Source organism: Blattabacterium cuenoti, assembly GCF_014251655.1.
Taxonomy (GTDB): domain Bacteria; phylum Bacteroidota; class Bacteroidia; order Flavobacteriales; family Blattabacteriaceae; genus Blattabacterium; species Blattabacterium cuenoti_I.
In genome coordinates, this window is sequence record NZ_CP059225.1 from 508,344 (window position 1) to 523,165 (window position 14,822).

Annotated in this window: 11 protein-coding genes; 8 read left to right on the forward strand and 3 right to left on the reverse strand. The window is 25.2% G+C overall.

Features of this window, described 5'->3' with window-relative positions; genetic code table 11:
* Window positions 1-606: 606 nt before the first annotated feature.
* Window positions 607-1,584, reverse strand: coding sequence for a D-alanine--D-alanine ligase (locus H0H63_RS02495; protein ID WP_185858437.1), 978 nt, complete (start codon window positions 1,582-1,584; stop codon window positions 607-609).
* Window positions 1,585-1,626: 42 nt separating this feature from the next.
* Between H0H63_RS02495 and H0H63_RS02500 the strand changes: the two genes are divergently transcribed.
* Both H0H63_RS02500 and H0H63_RS02505 read left to right on the forward strand, forming a co-directional pair.
* On the forward strand, window positions 1,627-2,469 hold the full coding sequence (locus H0H63_RS02500) for a PASTA domain-containing protein (protein WP_185858438.1): 843 nt from the start codon (window positions 1,627-1,629) through the stop codon (window positions 2,467-2,469).
* Window positions 2,453-3,478 (forward strand): RluA family pseudouridine synthase, encoded by a 1,026-nt coding sequence (locus H0H63_RS02505; protein WP_185858439.1) that lies wholly within the window; start codon window positions 2,453-2,455, stop codon window positions 3,476-3,478. Before H0H63_RS02500 ends, H0H63_RS02505 begins: the two co-directional genes overlap by 17 nt.
* Here H0H63_RS02505 and mgtE read toward each other — a convergent pair.
* Window positions 3,470-4,840 carry a magnesium transporter gene (gene mgtE, locus H0H63_RS02510; protein ID WP_185858440.1) on the reverse strand — a complete coding sequence of 457 codons (1,371 nt, stop codon included), beginning with the start codon at window positions 4,838-4,840 and terminating at the stop codon, window positions 3,470-3,472. The genes H0H63_RS02505 and mgtE overlap by 9 nt on opposite strands.
* 100 nt (window positions 4,841-4,940) lie before the next feature.
* On the opposite strand from mgtE, the gene leuS reads away from it, so the two are divergent.
* From leuS to rpoN, 6 genes are all read left to right on the forward strand, one after another.
* Entirely contained in the window at window positions 4,941-7,727 is a 2,787-nt protein-coding gene (gene leuS / locus H0H63_RS02515) for a leucine--tRNA ligase (protein WP_185858441.1), read from the forward strand.
* Window positions 7,728-7,846: 119 nt separating this feature from the next.
* Complete coding sequence (locus H0H63_RS02520) at window positions 7,847-9,277, forward strand: Glu/Leu/Phe/Val family dehydrogenase (protein ID WP_185858810.1); 1,431 nt, start codon at window positions 7,847-7,849, stop codon at window positions 9,275-9,277.
* 38 nt (window positions 9,278-9,315) lie between these two features.
* Window positions 9,316-10,035 (forward strand): UMP kinase, encoded by a 720-nt coding sequence (gene pyrH / locus H0H63_RS02525; RefSeq protein WP_185858442.1) that lies wholly within the window; start codon window positions 9,316-9,318, stop codon window positions 10,033-10,035.
* A 4-nt stretch (window positions 10,036-10,039) separates the two neighbouring features.
* Window positions 10,040-10,594, forward strand: a complete 555-nt coding sequence (locus H0H63_RS02530; protein ID WP_185858443.1) for a ribosome-recycling factor — start codon at window positions 10,040-10,042, stop codon at window positions 10,592-10,594.
* A gap of 2 nt (window positions 10,595-10,596) precedes the next feature.
* Window positions 10,597-11,988, forward strand: a complete 1,392-nt coding sequence (gene asnS, locus H0H63_RS02535; RefSeq protein WP_185858444.1) for an asparagine--tRNA ligase — start codon at window positions 10,597-10,599, stop codon at window positions 11,986-11,988.
* 8 nt (window positions 11,989-11,996) lie between these two features.
* Window positions 11,997-13,466 carry an RNA polymerase factor sigma-54 gene (gene rpoN / locus H0H63_RS02540; protein ID WP_185858445.1) on the forward strand — a complete coding sequence of 490 codons (1,470 nt, stop codon included), beginning with the start codon at window positions 11,997-11,999 and terminating at the stop codon, window positions 13,464-13,466.
* Here the strand turns inward: rpoN and H0H63_RS02545 are convergent.
* Window positions 13,461-14,822, reverse strand: coding sequence for an aldehyde dehydrogenase family protein (locus H0H63_RS02545; RefSeq protein ID WP_185858446.1), 1,362 nt, complete (start codon window positions 14,820-14,822; stop codon window positions 13,461-13,463). The genes rpoN and H0H63_RS02545 overlap by 6 nt on opposite strands.

Consider the following 14,822-nt stretch of genomic DNA (forward strand, 5'->3'; position numbering starts at 1 on the left):
AATGCTTTAATTCTACATCCTTTACTTTCATTGGGCTATTTGATTTTTTTTCTTTTTTTTGTTTTTCATTTTTCAATGTGTATTTTTATGTACATAAATTACTAAAGAATTTATAGAATTTTTATTTTCTTTTATCCAAAAAAAAAACTAGATAATTTTAATACAGGTCCTTGTCCTTTAAATCATTTTTTATTACGAGGATGATTCTATCTATAGTATAGAACAAAATACCTTAAAAAACATAATGAATAAAGAGATAGAATATCCACATACAAAAAAAACCTATTTATAATGTAGCAACAAGTTTTTCTTTACTACTTTTTTATGCATTTTCTATGCAATGTATGACTACTTTATTCATAATAATAAAAGAAAAAAAAAGTCTTGGAAATGGCCAATCATCCAATTTATTTTTATGACTTTTTTAGCTTATCTTTCTTCCTTTTTAACCTATCAAATATTAAAATAAAATGTATCAATACTTAATAATAGGAATATTTTTTTTGTATTCAGTTATTTATTTATTCAAAAAATTATATATATTTTTTATGTATGATAAAAAAATTTGTAAAAAAAATGCAATTGTCATCCATGAGAAATATTTTTCTACTTTAAAGATGAATATATTGCATTTTTAAATAAATCAGACAAAGATATTCCATATATTTCTAATTGTTTAGGAAAAATACTTTCTTTTGAAAGACCTGGAACAGTATTAATTTCCAAGAAGAATGGTTCTTCATTCACAATGATATATTCAGATCTAGATATTCCAGATAAATTTAGAAATTGATATACTTTTTTCGCTAATTTTCGTATTTTTTTTTCTACACTTGGAAGTAATTTTGCTGGGGTTATTTCTTGAGATTTTCCAGAATATTTTGATTCAAAATCAAAAAAATCGTTTTGACTAATAATTTCTGTTATAGGTAAAACATAAATTTTTTTATCGAATGAAAAAACTCCTACAGAAACTTCTCTTCCTTTAAGAAAAGATTCAATGATAATCTCTTCATCTTCTTGAAATGCCTTTTCTACTGCATTTAAAAAATATTTTTTTTCATAGACCTTACTGATTCCCAAACTAGATCCTGATTTATTAGGTTTAACAAAACAAGGAAGTCCTACTTTTTTTAAAATTTTTTCTATACAAAAACATTGATTTTTTTTATTTAAAAAGAAAAATTCTGCGGTATGAACCCCAAAATGTTTTAATAAAGTCAAACAATACTTTTTGTTAAAAGTCACATTAGCATGATGAAAATTACATCCTGTATAAGGTATTTTTAATAACTCAAAATAAGCTTGTAAAATTCCATCTTCTCCTGGAGTCCCATGTATAGCATTAAATACACAATCAAACTGAATAACCCTATTTTTTCCTATATTAACAGTAAAATTATATTTGTTGATAGGATATTCGTTGTTTTTTTCATCTTTCATAAACCATCTTTCTTCAAAAATATAAATCCGATAAGGATCAAATTTATTTCTGCATAAATTTTCATAAACAACTTCTCCGCTTTTTATCGATACTTCAGACTCTTTTGTATATCCACCCATAACAACTGCTATTTTTTTCATGATTTATTTTTTTTTTTGTAGAAATGAATTTATTTTTTTACTATGAATTATTCAAAATATGTCGTAATTTTTATTATAAACTTATTAGTCTCTGTATTAGCATTATACAAAATCACTTATTTTGCATTAAAATGGGTGGATATTTATACAAAACATGATTCTAGTGTCATAGTTCCTGATTTACGTCATCTAACTTTATCTCAATCTATATCCATTCTTAAAAAATTAGGATTAAAATATAACATAGATACATCACATTATGATCCTAATTTTAAACCTTACCAAATTATTTCTTTTACTCCAGGACCTGGAGATAAGGTTAAGGAAGGGAGACATATATATTTACAAGTAAATTCTAAATATACCCAATATACAGTTTTACCTAATATTATAAATAAAAATAAAAATCAAGCTATAAAATTACTTCATGCTAATCACATAGCAGTAAAAGAAATTAAATATATTAATGATCTATATAATAAAGATTCAGTTTTGAAAGTTTTTTATAAAGACAAATTAATTCAATCTGGATATATATTCCCTCCTTATCAAGATGGAATTACTTTGATAATCGGAAAAGGATATGAAAAAAATAATTCATTAGTTCCCAATGTTATTGGAATGTCATTAAATACTGCTACTTCCACTTTAAATAGTAGATTATTTTATGTAATAAATTTCTATTATGATCATACGATTTCTAATAATAATGCAAAGGTATATTGTCAAAAACCTTCTCCTGGAACAATGCAAGAAGATAAAAATAAACCTATCGAACTTTGGTTAAGTTCAAAAGAATTATTAGATAGTTTAATACAAATAGAAGAGAAAACGGAAAAAGAGAAAATTTTATCCAAAAAAAATGAAAATGAAAAACATAAATAAATACAAAATATTTGCAGATAAAAATCAAGAAGAAATTAGAATAGATCAATTTTTGAAACAAAAAACAAAAAATTTCAGTAGAAATCAAATTCAAAAATTTGTTCATTCAGGAAAAATATTAGTAAACCAACATATTGTAAAAAAGAATTATAAAATAAAACCTTTAGACCTTATAGAAGTAAAAATTTCTGATAATCTTGTTTCTATTCCTATTGTAGATCATTTAGAATATGAAAATATTTATGAAAAAAAAATGGATCTTGATATCATTTATGAAGATGAAGACGTTATTGTAATCAATAAACCTGCAGGAATGGTCGTTCATCCAGGTTGTGGAAATGAAAAATTTTCATTAATTCATGGAATTAAATATCATTTAATAAACTCAAAATCAAATCATTCAAATTTATATAGGGTAGGATTGATTCACCGATTAGATAAAGATACATCTGGTTTATTAGTTTTAGCTAAAAATGAATTAGCTCAAAAATGTTTATTTCAACAATTTTATTATAGAACAATTCAAAGACAATATATAGCTTTAATATGGGGAGATCTTATTGAAGAAAAAGGAACTATAACTGGTTTTATTGGAAGAGATCCTAAAAATAGAAAAAGAATGACTCTTTTTAAAGATGAGAAATATTATAAAGGAAAATATTCAATAACACACTATCAAGTATTAGAACGGTTCAAGTATTTGACATATGTTTCTTGCCATATAAAAACAGGAAAAACACATCAAATTAGAGCTCATTTTAAACATTTAGGACATCCATTATTTCATGATTCAATTTATGGAGGAAGTAGAATATTTACAAACAAAAAATGCTCTAATAAAAATAGAGAAGTTTTTAAAACTTGTCTACAAATTTTACAAAGACAAGCTTTACATGCTATTTCACTTTCTTTTATCCACCCGAAAAATAGAAAATGTCATTTTTTTTGTCCCATTCCTGAAGATTTTAAAAAAGTTCTACAAACTTTTAGAAATAAATTATTAAAATAAAATTCCATGTAAAAGAACATAAGATATAGAAAAATATATAATTAAACCAATCACATCTACTAGTGTAGCAACAAAAGGGGCAGAAGAGCTAGCGGGATCTCCCCTAAATTTTTTAATTATAAAAGGAAACATAGATCCACTAAAGGTCCCCCATAATACTACTCCAATTAAAGAGAAAAAAACAGTAAGTCCTACTAACATACAATGAGGTCCATAATCAAATAAATTAATATTATGCCATGCTATAACACGTATAAAACCTGTTAATCCTAAAATACAACCTAAAAAAAAACCACAAATAATTTCTCTTTTCATAACAATCCACCAATCTTTTATTTTTACTTCCCCCAAAGCCATTGCTTGAATAATTAAACTTGCTGCTTGAGATCCACTATTTCCTCCACTGGAAACAACTAAAGGAATAAATAAAGCAATAACTACCGCTTTTTCTATAATACTTGAAAATTCTTGCATAACTGTTGTTGTTAACATTTCTCCTATAAATAATAAAACTAACCATTCAGCTCTTTTTTTTATTAATCTAAATAAAGGAACATTGAGATAAGATTTATTATTATTTAATAAAGGATAATCCTTAAAAGAAAAAGGATTTTTTATTTTTTTATTTCCTTTATAATTTTCATTTAAAATCCATAAAATATCGGATATAGTTACTACTCCTAATAAAAAATTTTTATCATCAATCACTGGAAGTGATCCTCTTCTATTATTTATTATAGAAAAGGTTTTAAAAGCTCTCTTTTCTGTATCTTTAACATTTAAATATACGGGAGGATTTTTATGATCTATTAAATGGAATATTTTAGTATTTATATCGACTAATAAAAATTCTTGTATTTTGATATCATTTATTAATCTACCTTTTTCATCAATTATATATATAATATCGATGATATCGATATTTTTCACTTTTTTCCGTATATAATCTAAAACATTTTGAACATTCCAAGTTTTTTGCACTGATACATAGCATGGTCTCATAAAACGAGTTATACTACTTTTAGGATATCCTAAATAAGATATTAATGTATTTCGTTTATTATCTTCTGGATTTAAATATTTAATTAAATCTTTTAAAAGATCTTTAGGAAGATTTCTTAAAAAAACATGATCATAGATTACCAAATGATTTATAAATTCCATTTTTTTAAACGAAGATATTTCTTTTATAATTTTTTTTTTGATAGAAAAATCCAACACTTTAAAAATAGATAGAGATTTCCATAATTCTAACAAATTTAATATTTGTACTACATCATTTGGATGAGACTGAATAATTTTTAATAAGCTACTAATAGTTTGATTATTTATAAATTTACTATCATTTAAATTAATCTTCATTAAAGATTTTTCTTTTTTTTTCCCAAAATTTTTTTTGAATATTTATTTCAATGAATTAAAATTACGTAATAAAATCATTGTAATTTTATATGTTAAAAAAATGGACTATAATTTTCGTGAAATAGAAAAACGTTGGCAATTATACTGGAAAAAAAATCAAACTTTTTATGTTAAAGAAGAAAATAAAAAACAAAAATATTATGTTTTAAACATGTTTCCTTATCCTTCTGGATCAGGGCTTCATGTAGGACATTGTTTAGGTTATATTGCATCAGATATTTATACAAGGTATAAACGAACAAAAGGATATAATGTTATGAATCCTATAGGATTTGATTCTTTTGGTTTGCCTACAGAACAATATGCTATACAAACTGGAAAACATCCTAATGATACTACTATAGAAAATTCCAATAAGTATATAAAACAAATGAATAAAATAGGAATTTCTTTTGATTGGAGTAGAAAATTGAGTACTAGTGATCCTGATTATTATCATTGGACTCAATGGATGTTTATTCAAATTTTTAATTCTTGGTATGATAAAAATAGTGAACAAGCTAAATCTATAAATATTTTGATTGAAGAATTTAATAAAAATGGAAATTATTGTATCAATGCAAGTTCTTCTTACCATGGTAAATTTGACTCAGTAAAATGGAATCATTTAAATACTTTCGAAAAAGAATCTATTCTTTTAAATTATCGATTAGCTTTTTTATGTAAAAATATAGTTAACTGGTGTCCAGGATTAAATACAGTTTTAGCTAATGATGAAATAAAAAACGGAAAAAGTCAAAGGGGAGGGTTCCCCGTTTACAAAAAAAAAATGTTACAATGGCACTTGAGGATTAGTGTATATGCAGAAAGGCTTTTAAAAGGATTAAAGTTTATTGATTGTTCTAAGTCTCTTAAAAAATCACAAATGAGTTGGATAGGTAAATCATCAGGGGCTTCTCTTTTACTAGAAATAGCATATCCTATTCCTAAAATAAAAGAAATAGAATTATTTATTTCTTATCCAGAAATGATATTTGGAATGACTTTTATTGTATTATCTACAAATCATCCATTTTCAGAAAAAATATCTATTTTCTTGTATAGAAAAAAAGTTTGTAGATATCTTTCAAAAAAAGAATCATCTATATTGTCTGAAGACGTGAAAAATGTTTCTGGAGTTTTCACAGGTAATTATGTTTTTCATCCTTTTATTATAAAAAAACAAATTCCTATTTACATTAGTGATTTTTTTTCCGTAGATGATAAAACTAAATCTAAAATAGGAATTCCTGGTCATGAAAAAAAAAGTAAAGAGTTTTCTGAAAAATTTGGATTAGAAATCATAACTGTTTTAAACAATCATGAAATATGTATTAACTCTGATTTTTTAAATGGATTGAGTAGAAAACAAGCAAAAGAAAAAATAATAAAAATACTTAATAATAAAAAAATAGGAGAAAAAAGAATTACGTATAAAATACGTGATGCTATTTTTTCTAGACAAAGATATTGGGGGGAACCTATTCCTATCTACTTTAAAGAAAAAGTTCCAAAAAATATTCCTATAGATAAATTACCTATTCTTCTTCCACAGATAGATAATTATCATCCAAAAAATGGAAAATCTCCATTAACTAGAGCAAAAAATTGGGCTTGGGATGAAAAAAACATGCAAATAGTTCCCAATAATTTGATTAATCATCAATTTATATTTCCAATAGAGACTAATACAATGCCAAGTTGGGCTGGATCCAGTTGGTATTTTCTGAGATATATGGACGTTCATAATCCTCAGTTTTTTCTTGATAAAAAGAAAGAAACTTATTGGAAAAATGTTAATTTATATATTGGAGGATCTGAACATAGTACAGGTCATTTAATTTATGCAAGATTTTGGCATAAATTTTTAAAAGATAGAGGATGGATTACTACTGAAGAGCCTTTTCAAAAAATATTGAATCAAGGAATGATCTTGAGTTATTCTTCCACTATATTAAAGGTGATAGGGAAAAAGGTCTTTGTATCTTATGGATTAAAAAATAAAAAAAATGTAAATTATTCATTTCAAGAAATGTATGTAGATCTTTGTTTCATAACAAATAATAATGAATTAGATATAGAAAAATTTAAACAGAATAATCCTGAATTCTTGAATTATACATTTATATTAGAATCAGGCATTTTTTTTTGTAATAGAAAACTGGAAAAAATGTCAAAATCCAAATATAATGTGATCAATCCTGATAACATTTGTCAAGAATATGGTTCAGATGTATTTCGTCTTTATGAAATGTTTTTAGGTCCTATTACTCAATCAAAACCTTGGAATAATAATAATATTAATGGAATAAAAAATTTTATAAATAGATTATGGCGTTTATTCCATAAAAATGGAAAATTTAAAGTAACTGAAACAATTCCAACATTTCAAGAATTGAAAATTTTACATTATACTATAAAAAAAATACAAGATAAAATGGAATCTTTTTCTTGGAATACATGTATAAGTACATTGATGATTATAGTGAATAAATTAACTATGTTGAAATGTAACAAAAAAAAAATATTAGAACCTATAGTTCAATTAATAGCTCCATTTTCTCCTCATATAGCTGAAGAATTATGGTATAAATTAGGGAAAAGAAAATCTATTATTTATTATTCTTTTCCTGTTTATGATTCGATATATATAAAAAATGAGGAAATTACATATCCGATCATGTTCAATGGAAAATTAAAATTTACCAAAACATTTTGTTCTTCTACTCCAATAGAAAAAATAAAAAATAGGATTTTGAGTCATCCTAAAACAAAATTTTTTTTGAAAGAAAAAATGATCAAAAAATTAATTATCATACCCAAAAAAATAATAAATATTTTATATTAAAAACCAAATGATCCTATTAAATTCTTTTATGTACATATAAAATGTAGATTTGTATTATTCAATCAACATTCGTTTTAATTTTTTTCTAAAAGCAAAGAAAAATGTGTAAATCCTTTTTTATGTACAAAAACAAACAAAGCAAAACTATTCCATGTAGTTTTTTTAATTGTATAGAAAAAAACTTCGATAAAGCTGCACGTTTTATTCCTATTGAAAAAGGACTTTTAGAACAGATAAAAGCTTGTAATTCTGTATATCGTATGCACTTTCCTGTAAAAATAGGAAAAGAAATAAAAGTTATCGAAGCGTATAGAGTTCAACATTCTCATCACAAACTTCCTTGTAAAGGAGGAATTCGATATAGTATCAAAGTAAATCAGGATGAAATCATGACGTTGGCTGCTTTAATGACTTATAAATGTGCTATAGTTGATGTTCCTTTTGGAGGAGCTAAAGGTGGTATAAAAATAGATCCTCAAACTATATCAAAAGATAATATAGAAAAGATAACTCGACGTTATACTTCTGAATTAATTAGAAAAAATTTCATTGGACCAGGAATAGATGTTCCTGCTCCTGATTATGGAACTGGAGAAAGAGAAATGAGTTGGATTTTTGATACTTTTTCATCCATTTGTCCAGGAGATGTAAACGCATTAGCTTGTGTTACAGGAAAACCTATTTCTCAAGGAGGAGTAAGAGGAAGAAAAGAAGCAACAGGATTAGGTGTTTTTTATGGAATTAGAGAATTATGTCGTATGAAAGAAGATATGTTATCTGTCGGTCTTGATGTTGGATTAGTTGGTAAAAAAATTATTATACAAGGATTAGGAAACGTAGGTTATCATGCTGCTACTTTTTTTCATGAAGCAGGAGCAATTATTGTCGCTTTAGCAGAAAGAGAAGGAGCTATTTACAATAAAAATGGATTAGATGTATCTCAAGTTATTTTTCATTTAAAAAATACTAGATCTATATTAAATTTTCCAGGAGCAAAAAATATTGATAATACAGAAAAAGCTTTAGAATTAGAATGTGATATATTAATTCCAGCAGCATTAGAGAATGTTATACATAAAAATAATGTTAATCAAATTAAAGCAAAAATTATAGGAGAAGCGGCTAATGGACCTATAACTCCGGAAGCTGATGAAATATTAGAGAAAAAAGGAGTAATTATAATTCCAGATATTTATTTAAACGCTGGAGGAGTCACTGTTTCTTATTTTGAATGGTTGAAGAATTTAAGTCATGTTCGTTATGGAAGAATCGAAAAAAGATTTAGTGAAAATATGAATGCAGAATTATTGCAGGTTATTGAAAATACTTGTAGAAAAAAAATTTCAATAGAGGAAAAAAAAATTATATTAAAAGGAGCTAGAGAAATAGATTTAGTTCGTAGTGGATTAGAAGATACAATGATTAGTGGATTTCATAAAATCCGTGATTTAAAAAAATCATCAAAAATAAAAAATATGCGAACTGCTGCATTTGTGCTCGCTATAAATAAAATTATAGAATCTTATGAAAAATCAGGAATTTTTCCATAATAAAAATGCTTAACAATTTTTGAAAAAATATCTTTTTCATGAAGTACAAAAGATCATTATTGAAATTAAGTGGAGAAGCTCTTATGGGGAAAAACGAATTTGGACTTCATTCTTCTACTAGTCTTAAACAATATGCTGAAGAAGTAAAAAATGTAGTAGATATGGGTGCTCAAGTGGCTATAGTTATTGGAGGAGGAAATATATTCAGAGGTTTTTCTAAAATCAAAGAAAAAACTATAAATCGTATAGAAGGAGATTATATGGGAATGCTTGCTACCGTTATTAACGGAATCGCTTTTCAAGCTTACTTGGAAAATATAGGAATATGTGCTTACATCCAAACAGCTATTAGAATGGATGAAATAGCAGAACCTTTTGAAAAAGATAGAGCCATTCATCATCTAGAAAAAGGAAGAGTGGTTATATTTGTAGCAGGATTAGGAAATCCTTATTTTACCACAGATACTGCCGCTGTTTTACGAGCTATAGAAATAAAAGCTGATGTTTTATTAAAAGGAACTAGAGTTGATGGAATTTATACCACAGATCCAGAAAAAAATAAATATGCAAAAAAACTAAAAGATATATCTTTTGATATGGTATATCAAATGGGAATTAAAGTCATGGATCAAACTGCTTTTATATTAGGAAATGAAAATGATTTACCAATTATTATTTTTGATATAAACAGAAAAGGAAATTTTAAAAAAGTTATTTCAGGAGAAGAAATAGGAACTCTAGTTTATAAAAAGAAATAAAATTATGGATAATTTAAACAATATTTTTTATTCTTGTAAAAAAGATATGGAAACAATTTTTATACAATTAAAAGAGAAAATTCATCCTATTCGATTAGGGAGTAAATCAGTAGCTTATTCTTTGAGCAAAATAAAAATAAAATGTTACAAAGCTTTTTTTCCACTTGAGGAGGTATCGAATATCACTATCGTAGATAATATGAATCTTATTATTCGACCTTGGGATCCATCTATTCTATCACATATAGATAAAGCTATTATAGATGCTAATCTAGGATTTTTTCCTACTAATAAAGGAGAATCTATCCATATACGTCTTCCTATTATGACAGAAGAAGGAAGAAAAAATTTAATGAAAAAAATTAAATTACAAACAGAACATGCAAAAATTTTAGTGAGAAATGTACGAAAAAAAAATAACCAATTTATAAGAAAATTAAAAATATCTGAGGATTTTTACAAAACAGTAGAAAACCGTATACAAAAAATAACGAGTGAATATATAAAAAAAATAGAAGATTATCTTCTTGATAAGGAAAAAGAAATAATAAAAATATAGAAATGGTAAAAAAATGTTCAATTAAAGAATTATTAGATAATGGAAATTTTTTTATAAATAAAAAAGTATTGGTTGAAGGTTGGATTCGTTCTTTTCGTTATTCTATTTTTATTTCTTTAAATGATGGATCCACAATTAAAAATTTACAAATTATTTTATCCAGAACATTGGAAAAGAAAATAATAAAAAAAATAACAATTGGAAGTTCCATTCAAGTTTTAGGAATTATAACAAAAAGTATTGGAAAAAAACAAAATATAGAATTACAATCTTTAGATATAAAGATATATGGATATACGGATCCATGTATTATACATAAATCTATTCTTCAACCTAAAAAACATAGTTTAGAAAAACTTCGTGAACAATCTCATTTACGTTTTAAAACCAACATTTTCGGTTGTATCATGCGAATCCGTCATCATTTAGCTTTTGGTATACATAAATATTTTCACGAACATGGGTTTTTTTATCTTCATACACCAATTATTACTACTTTAAATTGCGAAGGTACAGGAGAAATGTTTCAAGTAACTACCTTAAAAAAAGGTACAAAAGATTTTTTTAAAAGAAAAACTTATTTAAGTGTTTCTGGACAATTAGAAGCAGAAACCGCTGCTTTAGGATTAGGTAAAGTGTATACTTTTGGACCTGTATTTCGCGCAGAAAATTCTAATACTTCACGACATTTATCTGAATTTTGGATGATAGAACCAGAAATTTCTTTCTATCATTTAGAAGAAAATATAAATTTAGCTGAAGATTTTTTAAAAGTTATTGTCAAATATATCCTTGATAATAGTATTGAAGATTTATCATTTTTAAATGAATATTTAAAAAGGTGGAGTAAAAAAAAAACCAATTCACTTATGGAAAGATTAGAAATTGTATTGAAATATCCGTTTCAGAGAATCAGTTATACAGAAGCTATAAAAATTCTTAATCAAGAAGAAAAAAAACAAAATATAAAATTTTTTCATTCTATTATATGGGGGATGGATTTACAATCGGAACATGAACAATATTTAGTAAACAAATATTTTAAAATACCTGTCGTTATATTTGATTATCCTTCTTGTATTAAAGCATTTTATATGCGAATAAATAATGATGGAAAAACTGTTAAAGCTATGGATATTTTATTTCCAGAAATAGGAGAAGTTATTGGTGGTTCTCAAAGAGAAGAACGTTATGAAATGTTATTACAACGAATAAAAGACACAAATACAGATAAAAACAAACTTTGGTGGTATTTAGATACACGTCTTTTTGGTTCTGTTCCTCATAGTGGATTTGGTTTAGGATTTGATCGTTTAGTTCAATTTGTTACAGGAATGAGCAATATTAGAGACGTTATTCCATATCCCAGGACTCCAGATAATGCAAAATTTTAAAATAACTTATGTTAAAACAACAGCTATTACAAAAAGAACAACATAAACTTTCTCCACAACAAATTAAACTAATGAAATTAGTTCAACTATCTACTTTAGATTTTGAACAAAGGGTAAAACAAGAATTGGAAGAAAATCCAGCTTTAGAGTTAAAAGAAGAAGCTTCTGATTTAGAAAAAGAAGAAATATCAGAAGAAAATAATAATGATTTTGATCTTATAGAAAACAAAAATGAATCTATTGATCTATCTGAGATAGATGAATATTTAAGTGATGATGAAATAGAGGATTTTAAAAGTTATGCACAATATCAACAAAATTGTGGGGAAAAAGAAAGATATATTACTCCTATTGTTTCTGTAAATTCATTTCAAGATTATTTAAAAAGTCAATTGCATACTTTTCGTTTAAATAAAGAAGATTTGTTGATAGCAGATTTTATTATAGGGAACATAGATGATGACGGTTACATAAGAAGAAAAATATCATCTATGGTAGATGACATTTTATTAATACTTGGAATATCAGTAACTGCGGAAAAAGTAGAATATTTACTTACAAATTACATACAAAAATTAGACCCTGTAGGCTTAGGATCCAGGAATTTACAAGAATGTTTACTTATTCAATTAGAAAAAAATAAAATCAACCAAGATATTTTTTTAGCAAAAAAAATTATACAAGATAATTTTGAGTACTTTGTAAAAAAAAACTACAAGAAGTTACAAAAAAAATTAGAAATAAACAAAAAAAAATTAAAAAAAGCTATTTTTCAAATAGAAAAATTAAATCCTAAACCAGGAAAAATTTATTCTGAAAATGTTAAAAATTTAGATCATATTATTCCAGATTTTACTATTCGTATAGTAGATGAAAAATTAGAACTTTCTTTAAATCAAAGAAATACTCCTGAGTTAAAAGTTTCCTCTCTATATTTAGATATGTTAAAATCTTATAAATCTTCCAAAGAAAAAAATAATGAAAATACTATTGTTTTTTTGAAACAAAAAATAGATTCTGCAAAATGGTTTGTAGATGCAATAAAAAAACGTAAGAATACGTTAATGTTAACAATGGATACTATTATGAATTATCAAAAAGAATATTTTTTAACTGGAGATCCAGTTAAAATAAAACCCATGATTTTAAAAAATATTTCCCAAAAAATTGGAGTAGGGATTTCAACCGTTTCCCGTGTAGCTAATAGTAAATATGTCAATACTCCATATGGAACTTTTTTGATCAAAAGTTTTTTTTCAGAAAAAATGATAAATAAAGAAGGAAAAGAAATTTCTTCTATTGAAATAAAAAAACTTTTAGGAGAATCCATTGCTAGAGAAAATAAAAAAAAACCTTTTACGGACGAAAAGCTATCTAAAATTTTAGAGAAAAAAGGCTATCTAGTAGCTAGAAGAACGATAGCTAAATATCGAGATCAAATGCATATTCCTGTTGCAAGAATGCGTAAGCATTTATAATTTACTTCTTATAATTACAGTTTTACAATTAGAAAATTCTTTGATAGATAAAGTCGATAATTCTCTTCCATATCCAGATTTTTTTACTCCTCCAAAAGGAAAACGAGGATCTGATTTTACAAGATCATTAATGAATATCATTCCTGTATTTATTCGTTTAGATAATTCTTCTGCTTTTTCTAAATCTTTCGTCCAAATAGATGCTCCAAGTCCATAAGATGTATTATTAACAATATAAGGAATTTCTATTTCTTTATAAAAAATAGAAACAATTCCTATTGGTCCAAAAATTTCTTCTTTTTTTACTACTAAATTATCATGTTCTACTTTCAATAAAGAAGGAGAAAAAAAATTTCCATCTTTACTAGTTTCTAGACATATTTTTCCTCCGTTTAATATTATATTCTTATACTGTTGATATAGTTTTTCAGATAGATCAGAACGAGATATATATCCTATTTTAGTAGATTCTTTATATAAATCTTCTCTACAATATTTTTTCATTTCTTGAATGACTATATCTATAAAATCATCAACAATCGATTCTTCTACAATGAATCTTTTTGCTGAAATACATGTTTGTCCTGTATTATTCAATCTAGATTCTGTAGCTAATTTTGCTGTTTTTTTTAAATTTTCAACATCTTTCATAACTACAAAAGCATCATTTCCTCCTAATTCCAAAACAGATTTCTTCACATATTTTCCAGCTAATGATCCTATAATACTACCAGATAAAGAACTTCCTGTAAATGTAACCCCTTGTATTATGTCACTAGCTATAACTGATTCTATTTGATTATCTTCAATTAATAAAATTTGAAAAACTCCTTTAGGAAAACCTGATTCTGTAAATATCTTTTCCAAAAGTAAAGCAGATCCAGCTGTATTAAGAGCTGGTTTAATAAGAATAACATTTCCTAATAATAAATTAGGAATAGTAGACCTAATAATTTGCCAAATTGGATAATTCCAAGGTATAATTCCTAATATAGATCCTATAGATTCGAATCGAATATAAGATTTTTCATATTCAGTTAACATTTTTTTAAAAAAAATGGATTCTTTCAATTCACTATAATATTGACATAAATTAATACTTTTATTAACTTCTGCAAAAGACTGACTGATAGGTTTTCCCATCTCTTTAGTGATCAAATAAGCTATAATATCTATAGTTTCTTTCATACAAGAATATAATTTTATCAAAGATAAAATTTTAGATTCAAAGGGATCATCCTTCCATTTTTTGTATGCATAAAAAGCTGTAGATAATTTATTATTAATCTCTTTTTCAGATAGGAAATAATAAGTATTTAAAACACTATTGTCTACAGGATTAATAGTTCGAAACAT

Excerpts from the sequence above, each read along its gene's own strand:
- H0H63_RS02495 (WP_185858437.1), bottom strand. The coding sequence starts at position 1,584 with ATGAAAAAAATAGCAGTTGTTATGGGTGGATATACAAAAGAGTCTGAA.
- H0H63_RS02530 (WP_185858443.1), top strand. The coding sequence starts at position 10,040 with ATGGATAATTTAAACAATATTTTTTATTCTTGTAAAAAAGATATGGAA.
- rpoN (WP_185858445.1), top strand. The coding sequence starts at position 11,997 with ATGTTAAAACAACAGCTATTACAAAAAGAACAACATAAACTTTCTCCA.
- asnS (WP_185858444.1), top strand. The coding sequence starts at position 10,597 with ATGGTAAAAAAATGTTCAATTAAAGAATTATTAGATAATGGAAATTTT.
- H0H63_RS02520 (WP_185858810.1), top strand. The coding sequence starts at position 7,847 with ATGTACAAAAACAAACAAAGCAAAACTATTCCATGTAGTTTTTTTAAT.
- H0H63_RS02545 (WP_185858446.1), bottom strand. The coding sequence starts at position 14,822 with ATGTTTCGAACTATTAATCCTGTAGACAATAGTGTTTTAAATACTTAT.
- mgtE (WP_185858440.1), bottom strand. The coding sequence starts at position 4,840 with ATGAAGATTAATTTAAATGATAGTAAATTTATAAATAATCAAACTATT.
- pyrH (WP_185858442.1), top strand. The coding sequence starts at position 9,316 with ATGAAGTACAAAAGATCATTATTGAAATTAAGTGGAGAAGCTCTTATG.
- H0H63_RS02505 (WP_185858439.1), top strand. The coding sequence starts at position 2,453 with ATGAAAAACATAAATAAATACAAAATATTTGCAGATAAAAATCAAGAA.
- leuS (WP_185858441.1), top strand. The coding sequence starts at position 4,941 with ATGGACTATAATTTTCGTGAAATAGAAAAACGTTGGCAATTATACTGG.
- H0H63_RS02500 (WP_185858438.1), top strand. The coding sequence starts at position 1,627 with ATGAATTATTCAAAATATGTCGTAATTTTTATTATAAACTTATTAGTC.